General features: G+C 73.6%; 14 protein-coding genes. 4 read left to right on the top strand and 10 right to left on the bottom strand.

Features of this window, described 5'->3' with window-relative positions; all coding sequences use genetic code 11:
- Positions 1–298: 298 nt before the first annotated feature.
- From ACIRGB_RS11900 to ACIRGB_RS11925, 6 genes are all read right to left on the bottom strand, one after another.
- Positions 299–1,117: an SAM-dependent methyltransferase gene (locus tag ACIRGB_RS11900; RefSeq protein ID WP_403863439.1), complete on the bottom strand. Its 819-nt coding sequence runs from the start codon at positions 1,115–1,117 to the stop codon at positions 299–301.
- Between the two features lie 142 nt (positions 1,118–1,259).
- A complete protein-coding gene (locus tag ACIRGB_RS11905; RefSeq protein ID WP_403862141.1) occupies positions 1,260–4,217 on the bottom strand; it encodes a hypothetical protein in 2,958 nt (985 codons plus the stop codon).
- Positions 4,214–5,338: an AAA family ATPase gene (locus ACIRGB_RS11910; protein ID WP_403862144.1), complete on the bottom strand. Its 1,125-nt coding sequence runs from the start codon at positions 5,336–5,338 to the stop codon at positions 4,214–4,216. The genes ACIRGB_RS11905 and ACIRGB_RS11910 overlap by 4 nt, the downstream gene beginning before the upstream one ends.
- A gap of 20 nt (positions 5,339–5,358) precedes the next feature.
- On the bottom strand, positions 5,359–6,798 hold the full coding sequence (locus ACIRGB_RS11915) for a VWA domain-containing protein (RefSeq protein WP_403862147.1): 1,440 nt from the start codon (positions 6,796–6,798) through the stop codon (positions 5,359–5,361).
- Positions 6,795–8,204 carry a hypothetical protein gene (locus tag ACIRGB_RS11920; protein ID WP_403862150.1) on the bottom strand — a complete coding sequence of 470 codons (1,410 nt, stop codon included), beginning with the start codon at positions 8,202–8,204 and terminating at the stop codon, positions 6,795–6,797. The genes ACIRGB_RS11915 and ACIRGB_RS11920 overlap by 4 nt, the downstream gene beginning before the upstream one ends.
- Positions 8,204–8,722: a hypothetical protein gene (locus tag ACIRGB_RS11925; RefSeq protein WP_403862153.1), complete on the bottom strand. Its 519-nt coding sequence runs from the start codon at positions 8,720–8,722 to the stop codon at positions 8,204–8,206. Before ACIRGB_RS11925 ends, ACIRGB_RS11920 begins: the two co-directional genes overlap by 1 nt.
- 143 nt (positions 8,723–8,865) lie before the next feature.
- Between ACIRGB_RS11925 and ACIRGB_RS11930 the strand changes: the two genes are divergently transcribed.
- The 3 genes from ACIRGB_RS11930 (at position 8,866) to ACIRGB_RS11940 (ending at position 12,521) form a co-directional block, all read left to right on the top strand.
- Positions 8,866–9,651 carry an SAM-dependent methyltransferase gene (locus tag ACIRGB_RS11930; protein ID WP_403862156.1) on the top strand — a complete coding sequence of 262 codons (786 nt, stop codon included), beginning with the start codon at positions 8,866–8,868 and terminating at the stop codon, positions 9,649–9,651.
- A gap of 133 nt (positions 9,652–9,784) precedes the next feature.
- Positions 9,785–11,425, top strand: coding sequence for a phosphodiester glycosidase family protein (locus ACIRGB_RS11935; RefSeq protein ID WP_403862159.1), 1,641 nt, complete (start codon positions 9,785–9,787; stop codon positions 11,423–11,425).
- A gap of 76 nt (positions 11,426–11,501) precedes the next feature.
- On the top strand, positions 11,502–12,521 hold the full coding sequence (locus ACIRGB_RS11940) for an alpha/beta hydrolase (protein WP_403862162.1): 1,020 nt from the start codon (positions 11,502–11,504) through the stop codon (positions 12,519–12,521).
- 698 nt (positions 12,522–13,219) lie between these two features.
- Here ACIRGB_RS11940 and ACIRGB_RS11945 read toward each other — a convergent pair.
- Complete coding sequence (locus ACIRGB_RS11945) at positions 13,220–13,780, bottom strand: pyridoxamine 5'-phosphate oxidase family protein (protein ID WP_403862165.1); 561 nt, start codon at positions 13,778–13,780, stop codon at positions 13,220–13,222.
- Between the two features lie 81 nt (positions 13,781–13,861).
- The gene (locus tag ACIRGB_RS11950; protein WP_403862168.1) at positions 13,862–14,659 is read right to left on the bottom strand and encodes an alpha/beta fold hydrolase; all 798 of its coding nucleotides are present in this window, start codon (positions 14,657–14,659) and stop codon (positions 13,862–13,864) included.
- Between the two features lie 234 nt (positions 14,660–14,893).
- On the opposite strand from ACIRGB_RS11950, the gene ACIRGB_RS11955 reads away from it, so the two are divergent.
- Positions 14,894–15,355 carry a winged helix-turn-helix transcriptional regulator gene (locus tag ACIRGB_RS11955; RefSeq protein WP_403862171.1) on the top strand — a complete coding sequence of 154 codons (462 nt, stop codon included), beginning with the start codon at positions 14,894–14,896 and terminating at the stop codon, positions 15,353–15,355.
- 51 nt (positions 15,356–15,406) lie between these two features.
- On the opposite strand, the gene ACIRGB_RS11960 is transcribed toward ACIRGB_RS11955, so the two are convergent.
- Both ACIRGB_RS11960 and ACIRGB_RS11965 read right to left on the bottom strand, forming a co-directional pair.
- A complete protein-coding gene (locus ACIRGB_RS11960) occupies positions 15,407–16,327 on the bottom strand; it encodes a hypothetical protein (protein WP_403862174.1) in 921 nt (306 codons plus the stop codon).
- The gene (locus ACIRGB_RS11965; protein ID WP_403862177.1) at positions 16,324–16,755 is read right to left on the bottom strand and encodes a hypothetical protein; all 432 of its coding nucleotides are present in this window, start codon (positions 16,753–16,755) and stop codon (positions 16,324–16,326) included. Before ACIRGB_RS11965 ends, ACIRGB_RS11960 begins: the two co-directional genes overlap by 4 nt.
- Positions 16,756–16,764 lie beyond the last annotated feature (9 nt).

Raw genomic sequence — 16,764 nt, forward strand, 5'->3', positions numbered from 1 at the left:
GACACCACTACGCCGACCTCATCGGCCGGGCGCGGGGGAGGGAGCGCAGGGCCGCCTGAGCCCCGTGGTGGGGGGGGGGGGGCGGGCCCCCCCCCCCCCCCCCCCCCCCCCCCGGGCCGGGGGGGGGGGGGGGCCCCCCCGCCGGGGCGGCGGGGGGGGGGGTTGTTGGGGGGGGGGGGGGGGGGTTGGGGGTGGGGGGGTGGGGGGGGGGGGGGGGGGGGGGGGGGGGGGCGGCCGCCGCCCCGGGGGGGGGGGGGGGGGCGCCCCCCCCCCCCCACGGCCGCCCGTCCCTCGCGCGTCAGGCGTTCTTGCGGGCCACTCCGCCGTAGATGCCGATCGGCGGGGCGTCGGGGCGCCGTGCCTCCTCCGGGCGCCAGTCGGTGACCCGGACCAGCCCCGGTTCGACCATCGAGAAGTCGCCGAACAGGTCGAGGACCGCCGCGTGCGACCGCAGGTTGAGGGACGCGGTGGCCTTGTTGTAGACGGCCGCCGCGTCCTCGCGCCGGTCCTCGTGCACGTCACCCGTCGCGTGCGAGAGGACCAGGTAGGAACCGGCCGGTAGCGCGTCGCGGAGGGTGGCGACGATGCCCGCCGGGTCCTCCGCGTCGGCGATGAAGTGCACGACCGCCACCAGCAGCAGGGCCACCGGCCGGTCGAAGTCGATGACCGCGCGCACCTCGGGGTGGTCGAGGATGGCGCGGGGGTCGCGCAGGTCGGCCAGGACGACGGCGGTGTCCGGGTCGTCCGACAGGGCCCGGGAGTGGGTGGCGACGATGGGGTCGTTGTCGACGTACGCGACCCGGGCCGCGGGGGCGAGGGACCGCGCGATCTGGTGCACGTTGGGCTCGGTGGGCAGGCCCGTGCCCACGTCGAGTATCTGGCGGACGCCGCCCTCGCCCACCGCGTACCGCACCGCGCGGTGCATGAAGTGCCGGTTGGCCAGGACCCCCTCGCGCACCTCGGGTGCCGCCTTCATGAACTGCTCGGCGGCCCGCTGGTCGACTTCGTAGTTGTCCTTCCCGCCGAGGAAGTAGTCGTACATGCGGGCGGGATGGGGCCTGCTCGTGTCGATCCGCTCGGGGTGGGCGGCGCTCTCGCCACTGCTCAGGGAGGTCATGCGGCCTGACTCCGTCCTCAACTCGTGGGCCACCCGCGGCACCTGCGTGGTGAGCACCTGGGTGAGCGCCCGTCGGAACATCATCTTGGCACGGAAGCGGGGGCACGGCGGGCCCGGTCGGACCCGCACCCGCCGTGCGCCGTCAGGCGTGTGCCAGCACGGCCTCCCACGCCTGTGCCGCCTCGGGATGACGGCCCGTCAGTACGGCGCCCCGAGCCGGCGGGAAGCCGCTGTCCGTGGTCCACCCGTCGTCGCACCCGAGCAGGACGGCCACCGCGTCGCAGGCCGCCGGGTGCGCGGTCAGCAACGCGACGCCGGACGCCCCGGCGGACCCCCCGGGGTCCGCCCACGTCGGCGCGCAGCCCAGCAGCTGGGCCACCGCGTCGCAGGTCGCGGGATGCAGCGGCAGCAGGGCCGCGGCCCGCGGTGCGTGGCCACCGGGGTCCGCCCGGCGGGCGCCCGGCGCGACCGGGGGCGTCCGCCACGGCGGCACCCAGGCGTCCAGCGCGGCGAGCCGCCCCGGGAAGATCCGGCCCGCCTCGCGGATCAGCAGCGGCGCCAGCTCCGCGGCGTTCGAGCGCAACGTCGTGATGAGCAGCGGCAGCCAGGGCAGCAGCACCGCGTCCGGCAACCGCCCGAAAGCGTTCGACACCGCCTCCACCACCACGTCCGCCAGCCCCGGCACGGGCTCCAGCGCGTGCACGAAACCGCTGAGGTAACGCGGGTAGGCGGGCACCACCAGCGGGTCGGCCAGCAACGCGTCGCACCGGCCCCGCAGTTCGGCCCGCGACAGGGTGCCCAGCTGCACCTGCGCCGCCCACAGCAGGGCCGTCTTCGACGGGTCCTCGGGGTGCGCCTGCCCGACCGCCAGCTCCAGCTGGGTCCGGTCGCAGCCCAGCGACAGCGCCAGACCCTCCATGCTGAACAGGAAGCCGAGCATCGCCGCGACCTGTCCGACCGTGGCGTCCTCGTCCTGGAACGCCGTCGGCAGCAGCGTGCAGTAGTGGGCGTAACCGGACTTGACGAACGACTCGATCCACGACGGCAGCACCGGCTCGCTCGTCCGGTAGTACGCGAGCAGCGCGCGCACCCGGCGCAGCACCTCCGGGGCGCCGTCGACTCCGCGCTCGGCGGCCAGCACCTTCAGCGCGTGCGTGCCGAGTTCGTCGGCGAGGCGGCGGCTGCCGAGGTACAGGGTGGCGTCCTCGACCGCGGCCAGCACCGTCGCCGTCGTCGCCCCGGGGCCGTAGGCGTCCCGTCGCAGCCGCTGCTCCAGGACCTGCTCGATGCTGACACCCTCGTAGCCCAGCTCGATCAGTGCCCGCTGGTGGGTGCCGAGCGCGAGGTCCCACGACTCCTGGATCGACCGCTCACCCAGCCGCCGCTCGCCCATGATGGGCCGGGCCGCGCCGTGCGGCAGCAGCCGCCGCAGCATCCACAGCACGTCGGAGCAGGCCCGCAGCTCCGGCCGGGACGCCATGTCCAGCAGCGCCCGCCGCACACCGCGCTGCTGGAGCCGCAGCCCGAGCGGCTCCAGCCGGTCGTGCACGTCCCGGGCGAGCGGCGGCAGCGCCTCGTACCCGACCTGGCCGATCCGGTCGCCGCCCATCATGATCTCGACCAGGCGCCGCACGTCCCGCCGCCCCGGCACGACGTCCTTCTCGATGCAGGTGACCGCCGCGTCCTGGAAGTCGTACGGCGTGGGCTTCGCGCGGTCCCGCATGCCGGCCAGCAGGATCGACGTCTCGAAGACCGCGACGGCGTCGGCGGTGGAGGCGAGGTAGCCGCCGCGCCGGGCCGCGCGCACGATGTCCACCGACCAGCCGAGCAGCTCCGCCTCGTCCAGCGCGTCCAGCACGGGCGGCCGGCGCAGGAAGCCGGAGAGCCGGTCGGCGGCGGCCGGTGCGGCGTCCGGCGCCGCCGGACCGGCGGCGGCCTTCTTCGCCACCGCCTTCTTGGCCGTGGCCTTCTTCGCCCCCGCCTGGCCCGCCAGCCGGTAGGGCGTGACCCGGGTCCGCTTCAGGCTCTTCGCCCACTCCGTCGACGCGATCGACACCGAACCCGCGGCCAGGCCGAACTGCGCCTCGATCGCCGCGTGGCTGGACGGGATCAGCCCGTACTGCCAGGAGGTGGCGGTGCGCGGGGAGACGGTGAAGGTGCCGGTCCTGCCCCGCACGCCGAACTCCTCGACCCGGCTGGCCGCGTGGAAGGCCCCGCACACGTACAGGCAGTCCGCCGGATCGGTGCCGGTCGCGTCGAGGTGCTCGCGCATCCGGGTCCACATGTACCGCTCGCGGTCCTCGTCCACCCGGAGCCGGGCGCCGTCGCCGGGCGCGAGCCGCCGGAACAGACTGCCGACGAGGAACATGACCTGGCGGTAGGTGTCGTGGTCGGCGGCGGCGTCACCGCTGCTGCCGCCGAGCGGCACCTCCACGTACTGGTGCCACCACTCCGACCAGTGCCGCACCTTGCCGTGGCGCAGCAGGTGCTCCTCCAGCTCGGCGAAGCGCGGCCGCAGGTCACCGATCTCGACGCCGACCGCCTCACCGTGCAGACCGGCCTCGGGCACCCGGGAGTCCTGAGCGGTCGCGCTCTCGTCCGGCGCCTGTTCGTGCCGTCCGTCCCACTGGAACACGTGGTCCGCGGACCGGTCGACGAGGACCAGCTCCACCCCCGGTGTGTCCAGCGCGTAGGCGATGGCCTGGTACTCGGCGGACGCCTCGGTGATCGGCGCGACCACCGACAGCGGCGCCCACTCCTGCGGGAAGCCGTCCACGTCACCGGCGAACGCCTGCACCGCCACCGGCAGCCGGCAGTTGCGCAGCTCGGCCAGGAGCGGTGCCATGTCCTCGCACAGCTCCAGATACACGACCTTGGGCTGCTTCGCGCGCAGCCGGCGGGCCATGGCGGTGGCCGAGGCGGGGGAGTGGTGGCAGACGGGGAAGATCTCCAGCGGCTCGCGCACCGCCCGGTCGACGTCGTCGACCAGGCCGAGGAGTATGCCCTCCAGGGCGTCGGGTCCGCCCGCGAACGCGGCGGCGGCCTCCTGGAGCTGCCCGCGGAGCGCGGCGAACGAGGTGCTCTCCCGGTCCCCGCTCATGACAGCGTGGCGATCGCGTCGCGGCCGCCCTCCAGGAACTCGGGCCAGGAGCCGCCCTGCTCCTTGCTGCGCGGCTCGACCACACCGTGCAGGTACTTGTTGAAGATGGCGAGGTCCTCGGGCTCGCGCCGGGTGAGGGAGCCGACGAGCGAGGAGGCGAGGGTGCGGGCGGTCAGGGCGCGCTCGCCGAAGAAGTTGCTGTGCAGCACGGCGTCCTCCAGCACACCGATCTGCTCGGCCGTCGACAGGGCCGACTCCAGCCGCTCGTCGTCGCTGCCGGCCGCGGCGGCCGACTGGCGCAGGTCGGCGAAGCTCTGCAACAGCACGTCGAGCAGGGTCGGCGGCACCTCCAGGTCGATCGCGTGCCGGCGCAGCAGCTCCTCGGTGCGGAAGCGGACGATCTCCGCCTCGCTCTTCTTGTTCGTCACCACCGGGATCCGTACGAAGTTGAAGCGCCGCTTGAGGGCGGAGGACAGGTCGTTGACACCCCGGTCGCGGCTGTTGGCCGTGGCGATGACCGAGAAACCCGGCTTGGCGAAGACGATGTTGTCGTCGCCGCCCCCGCTCTCCAGTTCGGGAACGGAGATGTACTTCTCGGACAGGATCGAGATTAGCGCGTCCTGCACATCACTCGTGGACCTGGTCAGCTCCTCGAAGCGGCCGATGGAACCGGTCTCCATCGCGGTCATGATCGGCGAGGGGATCATCGACTCCCTGGACTGCCCCTTGGCGATGACCATGGAGACGTTCCACGAGTACTTGATGTGGTCCTCGGTGGTGCCGGCCGTGCCCTGCACCACCAGCGTGGAGTTGCGGCTGATCGCGGCGGACAGCAGCTCGGCCAGCCAGCTCTTGCCGGTACCCGGGTCGCCGATGAGCAGCAGCCCGCGGTCGGAGGCGAGGGTGACGATGGACCGCTCGACGAAGCTCCGGTCACCGAACCACTTCTGCGACACCTCCCGGTCCAGTCCGTCGGAACGCTCGGAACCCAGGATGAACAGACGGACCATCTTCGGCGACAGACGCCACGAGAACGGCTTGGGCCCGTCGTCGACCGACTCCAGCCAGTCCAGCTCCTCGGCGTACTTGATCTCGGCGGGGGCGCGCAGCAGTTCGGACATGAGGGGAGACCTTTCGGTGATCAGGTGAGGAACGTCTTGAGTTCGTGCACGAGCTTCTTGATGTGGCCGGAGATCACCGGCGTGCCGAGGTCCTTGAACCGCTCCCGGAACCACGGGTTGACGCTGCCGCGTCCGGAGCTGGTCACCGACCCGACCGGGATGAACTTCGCGCCCGAGCGGTGGACGGCGGCCATGGAGTCGAACAGCTCCTGGTGCCGCCACTCGTAGAAGTCGGAGATCCACACCACCACGGTGTTGCGCGGTTCGGCGATCTTCGGCTGGGCGAGTGCCATGGCGACCGTGCCGTCGGTACCACCGCCGAGCTTGGTGCGCAGCAGCGTCTCGAACGGGTCGTGCGCCCAGGGAGTCAGGTCCAGCGCCTGGGTGTCGTAGGCGATGAGGTGGACGTCCACCTTGGGCAGCCCGGCGAAGATGGACGCGAGGATGGTGCAGTTGACCATCGAGTCGACCATGGAACCCGACTGGTCCACGACCACGACGAGCCGCTGGGGCGTCGTCTTGCGGCTGGTGTGCCGGTAGTAGAGCCGGTCGACGTAGAGCCGCTCCTCCTCCGGGCTCCAGTTGGTGAGGTTCTTCCAGATGGTGCGGTCGATGTCGAGGTTGCGGAAGACGCGCTTGGGCGGCACGGACCGGTCGAGCTCGCCGACGGTGGACTTCTCCACCTGGGTGCGCAGCACCTCGGTGACCTCGTCGACGTAACGGCGGATGAGGGCCTTGGCGTTGGCCAGCGCGACACCGGACAGGTTGTCCTTGTCGCGCAGCAACTGCTCCATCAGCGACATGCTCGGTGTCAGCCGCGCGGCCAGCGCCGGGTCGGCCAGCACCTCGCGCAGGCGCATGCGCCGGACGAGGTCGGCCTCGATGGAGCCGAGTTCGGGACCGATCGCGGGCACGAGACGACTGAGGTCCGGAGCGGGACCGCCGACGCCGCTGCCCGTGGGACCGACCCCGCCGCCGGAGCGGCCCGGCCCGCCCGCGGGTCCCCGCCCGCCCCGCAGCTCACCCGGCCGGCAGCCGAGGGCGCGCTCCAGCCAGTCCGCGTCGGACTGCCAGCGGGCCAGCCGCTCCGCGGTCACGTTGCCGGAGCCGGTCGTGAAGACGTTCAACAGCACCTTGGACACGAGCGCGGCACGCCGCACCTCGGCGGCCCGGTCCCGCGCGTCGTCCGCCTCCGGCTCGGGCACCATCAGCCCCTCGAAGTCGGCGGCCAGTTCCGGATGCCGCTGGACGACGGAGTCGACGGAGGCGCCGGGGTCGAGCAGCGCGGAAGGCAGGCCGATGTCCTCGACGACGGCGAGGCTCGCAGACTCCAGCGCGGCCTGCTCCTCGGGGTCGAAGAGCCGGGCCAGCAGGCGCCAGTAAAGGACCTGACGGCGGTTGTCGTGGGCATCGCTCCGGGGATCGGCGCCCTGTTCTTCGGCGTGGGGTCGGTGGGTCATGTCCGCAGCAGCTTTCCGGCGCGCTCGCGCAGCACGGTGACGGCGTCGGTGGCGGCCTTCTCCGCTCGCACCCCGGCCTTGTCCGTGGTCCCCCCGGCCCAGGCCCCCGCATGCACGGCGACGGGCTTCTTGCGCACCGTCCGCTCGACGGCCAGCGGCTGGAGCAGGAACGCCCCGGCGTCCCAGCGCAGCAGTCCCAGGCAGGCGCCGGACGACGCCACAGCCTCGGGGGTGAGCGGCCCGGCGGCCGGTATCCGGTCCGTGTCGACCCGCAGCCGGCACCCGGCGATGTCGAGAACGACCTCGCCCGCCGCGTCCCGCGCATCCTCTGCGCCCGCCACGCCGTACCCCTCCACCAGGACCGGCACCGCGATCCGGGCCGGATGCCGGTCCAGCGGCGACACGGCGTACGCGGCGGCGGGCAGGGCCACCCGGGCGGTGGTGAACGCGTCGGCGGGCTCACCCGCGCGGGCCCGGGTGTCGTCCCACAGCAGGTCGCCCTCGGCGGTGAGTGGCATCGCGTCGAGCTCGACGGCGCGGCCCTCGCCCACCGCCGCCAGCAGCGACATGTGCGGCCGCAGCAACTGCCACAGCCCGGCCCCGACGACCGTGTCCGGCTTCGGCGCGGACACCGAGGCCCGCACCAGCCGGGACGCGCCCCCGTCCGCGGGCTCGAACACCGCGTGCACCTGCGCCTGTACGGCGGTGGGGTGCTCCTGGACGTCGACGCCGAGCGGCAGCAGCCGCCCGCTGACCGCGTCCACGGCGGGCGTGGACGCCGCCCCCGGCAGGGTCAGCACCAGGGCACGCGCCCACAGATCGGCCCAGCGGCGCACCGGCACCCGCTCCAAGGTGGCTCCGGGACAGCAGGCGGCCAGCTCGGCGGCGAACCCGTCCAGCAGCGTCGCGAGCCGGCGCAGCGCCGGGTCGGGCAGCATCGCGGAGACGACGGGCGCGGCCCCGCCCACGAGTTCGTGGTCGATGCCCTGCCAGCCGGTCCGGGCCAGATCGCACAGCCAACCGCGGGCGGCGACGAGCAGGTTCCCCGGCCGGTCTTCGCCGGACCCCGGAGCGGTGGCCGCCGGATCGGCGACGGGGCGGCCGGTGACCTCGTCCACCCGCGCCACCAGGGCGTCGTGAACGGACCCCAGCAGGGCGGTACGCGCGGCGGCGAGCGCGACGAAGTGCCCCTCCTCACCGCCCCCGGCGGACGTCTTCTCGGCGGCCTCGGCCACCCGCGAGGCCAGCGGCGTCCCCGCGACGGCGTCGGCGAGCCCCGACAGCCCACCCGCCTGGGCGGGGTGCGGACGGAGCAGACCTCCGACGAGCACCGCGTCGAACCCGTCCACGGCCGCGAGGGCCTCGTCGAGCCCCTCGACGTCATCGAACAGCAGGTCGGCGCGCATCAGGCGGCCACCGCCCCGGTCGTCGGGAACCAGTGCATCTCGGGCAACGGAGCGGTACTGGGGGCGAGTTCGAGATAGGCGAGCTGCCGCAGGAAGCGGCTGAACACCTGGGCCGCGGCCGAGGTGTCCCCCGGCCCGGGCCGCGCCGCCACCATGGCGGAGGTGAGGGACTGCGCGTCGGCGGCATCCCCCGGCTCGACCTTCAGGTACCGGGCCACGCGCTCGGCGCCGTACTGGAGCACGGCCTCACCGACGAGGGCGCGGACGTGGTTGCAGAACGAGCCGCGCGCGCCGCCGCAGGGACGGTTGTTGTTGGTACTGCACGAGAAGGCGTAGGACGACGCCGCGACCGAGGACACGTACACCCGCCCGATGTCCGACCCACTGGACACCACACCCTGCAACCGGCCGTCGGCCAGCTCCACGAACGGCACCTTGGCGAGCTTGCGCGGCCGCGCGGACGGCACCACACGCACCGTGCTCGACTTCTCCCAGACGGACAACGCACCATCTCCCATGCATGCGAAAGGGGGGCGTTCTCGCCACCTCGGCGGAACGAGATCGAATCTATCGGCGACCACTGACAACGCCCGGTGACCTGCGCCGAATCCCGATAGGCTGGCGCCCTGACGGTGCCGTTCCGCGTACGGAGGAGTGTCCTGTGACCGCCGGTACACCCAGACCCCGCATCGACACGAGCAAGCCGCACCCCGCCCGCGTCTACGACTGGCTGCTGGGCGGCAAGGACAACTACCCCGTCGACCAGCGGGTCGGCGAGACCCTCCCCGAGGAGGCCCGGGGCAACGCGGCCCGCAACCGGGCGTTCATGCACCGCGCGGCGGCCTGGCTGGCGAAGAACGGCGTCGACCAGTTCCTGGACATCGGCACCGGCATCCCCACCGCACCCAACCTGCACCAGATCGTGCAGGCGATCAGCCCGAGAGCCCGGATCGTCTACGCGGACAGCGACCCGATCGTCCTCCGGCACGCGGAAGCCCTCCTGACCAGCACCCCGGAAGGTGCCACGGACTTCCTCCACGCGGACGTACGACAGCCCGAGACGATCCTCGAACGGGCCCGCGAGGTACTGGACTTCGACCGCCCGGTCGCCCTCTCCCTGATCGCGCTCCTGCACTTCCTGCCGGACGACGAGGACCCGTACCGTCTCGTGCGCACCCTCGTGGACGCACTCGCCTCCGGCAGTTACCTGCTCCTCTCGCACGGCACCGCCGACCAGCACCCCGAGCTGAAGCAGGAGACCGAGGCCGCGTACAAGAAGGGCGCCATCCCGCTGCGGATGCGCACCCGGAGCGAGGTCGAGCCCTTCTTCGCCGGACTGGAACTCGTCGCACCCGGCCTGGTGTTCGCCACCGAGTGGCACCGGGAGGAACCGGCACCGGCGCGGGAACGCAGCGGCTTCTACGTGGGCGTGGCACGGGTCCCCTGAGCCGGACCCGGCATGCACGCGGCGGAGGAACGGCCGCCTCCCGAGGCCGCCTTGACGCGAGCCGGAACCGGCCGATACTGGTGCGCAGCACGGGTCGGTCGGTGTCCGTGGGCGGCGTGAGGCGGGACGACGGATGAAGAAGAGACTGTGTGCCACGGGTGCCGTCCTCGGCATCCTCACGACGTCGGCCGCGCTTCCACCGGCCGCGGCGGCGTCCCCGCACCCGGGCGCCCACCCCTCGCCGACCCGGCAGGTGCTCCCCCTGGGGCCCGCCGACCTCCCCGAGACGCGCACCACGACCACCCTCCAGCCGGGCGTCACCCTCACCCGCATCGTGCGCGGCCATGCGGACGCCCCGGCGCTCCACTGGACCGTCGAGGTGTCCATCCCCGGCGGCGACGGCTCCCCGGACCCCGACGCCCCGCCGACGGCCCTCAAGGACCGGGCGAGCGCCGACGAACTCGCCGCCGGACTGCGGCAGGACGGCTTCGAGGCCCGGGTGGAGAAGGTGAGGACCCCCGCAACGGCCGACTACCCGGGCGGCACCCTCGGCTGGCGGGTCCGTGTCGGACACTTCGCCTCGCAGACCGCCGCGACCGCCGAACGCACCCGCCTGAGAGCGGCCGGCCGCACCGGATCGGCCGTCTACACCGGCTGGGACGGCGAGACGACGGACCGCGGCCCGTGGCACGTCGACGTACTCACCATCGACCCGCGCACGTTCCGCGGCACCCTGGACGCGTCGTACGGCCCGGACCTGGAGAGACGCGAGACGACCAGCGCGCTCTCGGCGTCGGCCGCCGCGACCGCCGCGGTCAACGCCGGATTCTTCGTCCTCGACCCCAAGGCGGGCGCACCGGGCGACCCCGCCGGAGTGAGCGTCTACGACGGACGCCTGCTGAGCGAACCGGTCGCCGGGCGCCCCGGCCTCGTCCTCCACGACGACGGCCGCCGCACGGAGATCACCCGCCTCACCTGGCAGGGCCGGATCACCAGCCGCGCCTCCTCCCTCCCCCTCAACGGCATCAACCGCGTCCCCGGCCTGATCAGGAACTGCGGCGGCACCGAGGGCGACACCCCGACCTCGCGCCCGCTGCACGACGTCACCTGCACCAACCCCGACGAACTGGTCGCCTTCACCCCGGACTACGGCGGCCGCACACCCGGGGGAGAGGGCGTGGAAGCGGTCCTGGACGCCCACGACCGGGTCGTGGGGCTGCGCTCACCGCGCGGCGGAACGATTCCGCCGGGCGGCGGCTCCGTCCAGGCGACGGGCGAACGCGTCGCCGACCTGACCGCCCTGGCCCGCGTGGGCGCCCGCCTGCGCGTCGACGCGACCCTGCTGGACGCCCGCGGTCGCCGGATCTCCCCGTCCCCCCGCACCGACATCGTCAACGCCGGGCCGGAACTGGTCCGCGACGGCCGCATCCACGTCACCCCCGCCACCGACGGCATGGTGCACCCCGACGACCCGAGCTGGTACTACGGCTGGGTCCACAAGCGCAACCCGCGCACCCTGGCCGGGGTGGACGCCGCGGGCCGCACCGTCCTCGTCACCGCCGACGGACGCAGCACCGCCTCCCTCGGCCTCAGCATCGGCGAGAGCGCCGAGGTCGCGAGATCACTCGGCCTGCGCGACGCGGTCAACCTGGACGGCGGAGGCTCGACGACCATGGTGGCCGAGGGCGCCGTACTCAACTCCCCGTCCGATGCCACGGGCGAACGCCCCGTCGGCGACGCCCTGTTGGTCCTGCCGCCCCGCAACGGCACCTGACCGGGCACCCCTCACCGACCGCCGTACGACCACCGCACCACCGCGCGACGAACAGCAACCCAACCAGGGAGCCGCCGTGTTCGCGAACGTGCCCACCGTCCTGAGCCCGCTGCGGGGGAGACTCCTCCTCGTCCTCGCCGTACTGCTGGCCACCCTCACACCGACCGCCCCGGCGCTGGCCGCCGGACAGGGCGAGACCACCCGCCCCGGCGCGGAGGTCGTCGCCGTCACCCAGGTCGCGGACCGCCAGGTCGACCTGTCGGTACGGTCCACCGCCCTGGGCGGCCGCACGGTCGACGTCCGCCTGCTCACCCCCGACGGCTGGAACCCGCACGACCGGCGCCACCGGCAGCACTGGCCCACCCTCTGGCTCCTGCACGGCTGCTGCGGCGACTACACGTCGTGGACGAGCAGGACGGACGTGGCGGAGACGGACAGCCTGCGCGACGTCCTGGTCGTGATGCCCGAGGCGGGCTGGAACGGCTGGTACAGCGACTGGTGGAACCACGGCGACGGCGGCGACCCGGCATGGGAGACCTTCCACACCAAGGAACTGCGCCACCTCCTGGAACGCGACTGGGGCGCGGGCTCCGACCGCGTCGTCGCCGGCCTGTCGATGGGCGGCCAGGGCGCCCTGCTGTACGCCGCCCGGCACCCCGGGATGTTCAAGGCGACGGCGGCGTTCTCCGGCTCCGCCCACCCCCTCCTGAACGACGAGTCGGTCGACCGCATCATGGGCTTCTTCGCCGGCCAGAACAACGACCCGCTCCGCGTCTGGGGCGACCCGGTCGCCCAACGCCGGATCTGGCAGGCCCACGACCCCTTCCACCTCGCCAAGCGACTCAGGTCGATCCCGGTCTACCTGTCCTGCGGCGACGGCACCACCGGCCCCCTCGACCCACCGGGCGCCACGAGCGCCCTGGAGGCCGACTTCAACCGCCAGAACCACGCGCTCGCGGCGGAACTGAAACGCGTCGGCGCGAGGCACGTCACGACCAACTTCTACGGCCCGGGAACCCACGGCTGGGCGTACTGGGAACGGGAACTGCACGCGTCCCTGCCGATGCTGCTGGGGGTGCTGGCAACGGACCGCTGACCGGGATCGCCTCCGTCGACGTCAGCGGCCCAGGGGTCGGTGTCGACGCAGCCCGGGGCCGTCAGCACGGCTCGGGCCCGGTCCCTCCTTGTGGTGACCGGACGCGTGGTGTGGCCCACCGACGCCCGCGTGGGCGCACAGTGGGCCGGTGCCACTTCGCCCGCAGACTTTCCTGTTCCTGGTCGTGATCCTGCTGAGCGTCATGGGCTGCGCCACGGTGACGCCCGCCTCGCTCCCGGCCGACGGCCGCTCGCAGGGCGTGCGCGTTCCCCCTGTCCCGCGCCGCCCGGCCTCGCCGTCGCCCACCGTGCCGGTGGTGCCGCCCTCTGGACGTTCCACCCTGGTCCGGATCCAGCCCGATCGGCCGCGACACACGCCCCAGAGCGACCGGATGCCCGAGCCACCCACGCAGGCGCCTGTGCGCCGGCCACGCCCCGCAGCGCCGCCGGACCGCCTCGCCCCCCGTGCGGCCCCAGCTGTTCCCCAGCGTTCCGCGCAGCCTCGCGTGCGGCCCCGCCCGAAGACACAGCGACCCGCTCCGCAGGCACCTCGGGCCCGGCCGCAGCCTGGGCCCGAGCAGATGCGGGACCTGTGTGCCCGGGCGGACAGGGTCACATCCTCGGAGACCGCGGAACTCTGCCATCGGACCTGGGGGTAGACCGCGCGGCCGCACCGTCCCGCGCTGCCCGAGCGGCGGTTCAGAACCCCCAGCGCGTGTGGCTGTAGACCCCGTCGTCCCGGCCGAACCCGTACGCGGTGACGGGGGCCACCGCGAACAGCACGTCGTCGCCGCGCCGCATCGCGTCCCCGATGCCGTGGAAGGTGCCCTCGGCCGACGTGATGTGTGCCCCGTACTTCGCCTCGAAGGCCGCGATCACCTCCTCCAGCACCGCCGGATCGCCGACCGGTTCCGCGACGCCCTCGACGACGAGGTCGTACCCCTCGGTGAGCGAGTTCCCGCCCGTGATCAGTGCGCAGTGCGCATCCCGCGCGAGGTTGCGGGCCTTCTGCTCGCCCGGTCCGGTGGAGAAATACAGCACACCGTCGTGCCACACCGCGATCACCGGCGTGATGTGCGGCCCGCCACCGGGCCGCACCGTGGCCACCCAGAAGATCTCGGCGGCCTCCAGACGCCGCTGCGCCTCGGCCCACTCGGTGGCGGTGACGTCCGCGGCGCCGGGACGGGGATTGAGTGCGGAGCTGTAGCGGGGGTCGAGCTCGGTCGTGGGCTGCGGTGCGGCAGGTCGTTGCGTGGACATGGCGGATCTCCTTGCTGTCTTGCCAGTAACGACCACCGGCCGGCCCGGAAATCATCGGTACGCCCGAGGGGAGTACCCCCGTCAGCCGGTCCGGTGAGCGGTGAGGAACGGTTCGAGGAGGCGGAGCAGCTCGTCGGGACGGTGCAGCGGGATGATGTGCCCGCAGTCCTCGATCACGTGGCCGACGAGGTGATCGGTGACCGGTCGCAGCTGCCGTTCGAGGGCCCGGCCCACCGGATGCGCGCCGACGGCCATCGTGGGGACGGTCAACCGCCCGCCGGCGACGGCCTCCCCGATCTGCTCGCTGCTCGTGGGCAGTGCGCGGTAGGAGGAGAAGGCGCAGCGCAAGGCGTCGGTTCCGGTGTGGGCCCGGACGAAGGCGTCCCGGACGGCGGTATCGATGCCCTCCCCGAGCGAACCGTTGGCGAGGAACCAGTCGACGTACCGGTCCTCGTGCCCGGTCAGCACCGTCTCCGCGAGACCGGGCACCGCGTGGAAACCGAACCACCAGGGCGCCCCGTGCGCCAGGAACTCCTCGGCCCCCGGCAGCCCGCCCAGCAGTGACTCCATGACCACGAGTCGCCGGACGAGGTCGGGCCGACGCATGGCGAGCAGAAACGCCGGGGGCGTTCCGGCGTCGATGCCCACGACGGCCGCCGAGCCCACTCCGAGGACGTCCAGCAGGGCCTCGGCGTCCGTCGCGAGGGTGCCGGCGTCGTAGCCGTCCGCCGCACGCGTGCTGGCCCCCGCTCCTCGCATGTCCGGTGCGATCACCCGGTGGTGTTCGGCGAGGGGGCCCATGACACGGGTCCACAGCTGCCAGGTGTGCGGGAAGCCGTGCAGCAGCAGCACGGCGGGGCCCTCGCCGTGCAGGGCCACGTTGAGTTCGATGCCGTTGACCGCGACGCGCCGAAGCTCGACGTCTGAGGGGCGGGGATCGGAGGAGCGATACGAGGTGGCTGGCGCAGGTACAGGTGCAGGTACAGGCACAGGAATCCCTTGACTCGGAGCGTACGCGTACGCGTATGCGGTTACCAATGGTGACAACCAAACGGTAGGTAACTAGGCTGGGGGAGCCAAGACCGCACTTCTGCCACAGGTGGTGAGCTACAGGTGACCTCCCCCTCGACGCCGAGAGCGTCGCGATCCCCGGACAGCGCCCGGGGAGACCTGTTCGACCCGCAGTGCCCCACCCGCCGCCTGCTCGACCGGATCGGGACCAAGTGGACGTCCATGGCCGTCAAGGTGCTGGCGGAGGCGTCCCCGGAGGAGGTGCGGTTCGCGGAATTGCAGCGCAGGATGCCCGGCATCTCGCAGAAGATGCTGTCGGTCACGCTCCAGGGACTGGCCCACGACGGCTTGGTCGGCCGCCGGGTGGAGGCGACCGTCCCGCCGCGCGTGTACTACCGGCTCACCCCGCTCGGCCTCTCCCTGGAGGAACCGCTGGCCGCACTCCGCGAGTGGGCGGAGGAGCACATGGCCGAGGTGGACCGCGCCCAGCAGCGCAGCGCGGAGGACGCCTCCTCCGGCCGTACCTCGGGAGCGGCCGCGGACACCGACAAGCGCCCCGCGTGATCCGGCCGGGATGGCGACCGCGGGCGGCAGGCCCACGGCGCCAGGACCGCCCTACGCTGCTCGCGTCTCCTTGCGCAGCAGTCGCGTGAGGTGTTCGCCGAGCACCCGGTCGTCGACCCCCTCGTGCGCGATGCCCAGCGCGGTCGCCAAGTCGCGTACATGGAGGTCGGCCAGGGCTTCGGTGAGTTCGGCGAAGGCCTCCGCGGCCGCGCGGCCGCGCCGCACGCCCGCGGCGACGGCGACGACCCCGGCCAGCGCCGCGGGCCACCACCACAGGGCCAGCACCAGATACCCCACCCCCCAGGCGCACAGACGCGCCGACGCCGTCAACCTGGCTCGGGCGGCCTGCAGTTCGGCACGCGTGCCGTCGGAGGCCAGGAGCCACAGGTGAGGCCAGGCGGCCGCCAGATCCAACCGGTGGGCGCGCCACAGCCGTTGCGCCGGTGCGGCCAAGCGGTCGCCCGTCCCGAACGGGTGACGGGGCGGTGCCGCGCCGATGCGGTCGCGGTCGGCGTGCCGACGTTCCGCGAGGTCGGCGAGCCGGTCGGCGTCGTCCGCTCCCGCGATGCGCGCCCGGCCCGCCGCCACCAGCGCCGAGCGGAAGCTCGCGTCGGCCGCGCGCCAGCGGCGCGACCGGCGGTCGGCGAGGTACCGCAGCACAGGCCCGTGCGGCTCCGCGCACCAGAGCAACTCCACGCCCGTGCCCAGGGACTGGGCGGCCGCCCCGGCCACCGCGGCACCGGCCAGCACGCCCGCCGCCACCAGGACGACGGTCCCGGCGCTGTGGGACGCGGGGGAGTCGGCCGTCGTGTCGAGCCAGGCCCGCAGCCGATCGAGGTCGGACCAGTGCCCGTGACCGAGCACCATGGCCGTGGTGACGGCGGAGAGGAAGAGCAGCCCGGGCAGGGCCAGCGCGGCCAGCCACCGTTCGGCGAGCCGGCCGCCCAACGCGCTGAGGAAGCCGCTGGTCACCGGAGGGGCACCGTGCGCAGCGGCTGGTCGAAGATCCGGCAGACGGGATGCGGGCCGTCGTCGTCCGGTGCCTCCACCCGCTCGCAGCGCCCCCGCGGGCAAGCGAGCACGTGCAGCGCCGAATGGGCCCGCCCGGCGACCGGGAGCCGCTGGAAGCCGGGCGTGAGCGGCGTTGGTGTGGTGCGATAGGAGCCCAGGCCGGCGCTGTGCCCGGCCGCGAGCAACTCCTCCTCCAACTCGTCGAAGGCGTCGTCGAGTTCTTCGAGGGCCCGGCCCGCCCGCAGTGCGGAGGTGATGGACTCGATGAGCCTCAGCCCCCGCTCTCCGAGCACCAGCGATCCCGGCGCGTCCGTCAACCGCAGGCAGAGCTGCTCCAACCGGGCGTGACCGCCTCGCGGCCCGCTTCCGCCGTCAGCCTCGATCTCCACGGTTCCCCC

It is taken from the genome of Streptomyces sp. NPDC102490, from assembly GCF_044765285.1.
Lineage (GTDB): Bacteria > Actinomycetota > Actinomycetes > Streptomycetales > Streptomycetaceae > Streptomyces.

Bases quoted from the DNA above. Each gene is read 5' to 3' on its own strand.
- ACIRGB_RS11900 (WP_403863439.1), bottom strand. From the start codon at position 1,117: ATGACCTCCCTGAGCAGTGGCGAGAGCGCCGCCCACCCCGAGCGGATC.
- ACIRGB_RS11905 (WP_403862141.1), bottom strand. From the start codon at position 4,217: ATGAGCGGGGACCGGGAGAGCACCTCGTTCGCCGCGCTCCGCGGGCAG.
- ACIRGB_RS11910 (WP_403862144.1), bottom strand. From the start codon at position 5,338: ATGTCCGAACTGCTGCGCGCCCCCGCCGAGATCAAGTACGCCGAGGAG.
- ACIRGB_RS11915 (WP_403862147.1), bottom strand. From the start codon at position 6,798: ATGACCCACCGACCCCACGCCGAAGAACAGGGCGCCGATCCCCGGAGC.
- ACIRGB_RS11920 (WP_403862150.1), bottom strand. From the start codon at position 8,204: ATGCGCGCCGACCTGCTGTTCGATGACGTCGAGGGGCTCGACGAGGCC.
- ACIRGB_RS11925 (WP_403862153.1), bottom strand. From the start codon at position 8,722: ATGGGAGATGGTGCGTTGTCCGTCTGGGAGAAGTCGAGCACGGTGCGT.
- ACIRGB_RS11935 (WP_403862159.1), top strand. From the start codon at position 9,785: ATGAAGAAGAGACTGTGTGCCACGGGTGCCGTCCTCGGCATCCTCACG.
- ACIRGB_RS11945 (WP_403862165.1), bottom strand. From the start codon at position 13,780: ATGTCCACGCAACGACCTGCCGCACCGCAGCCCACGACCGAGCTCGAC.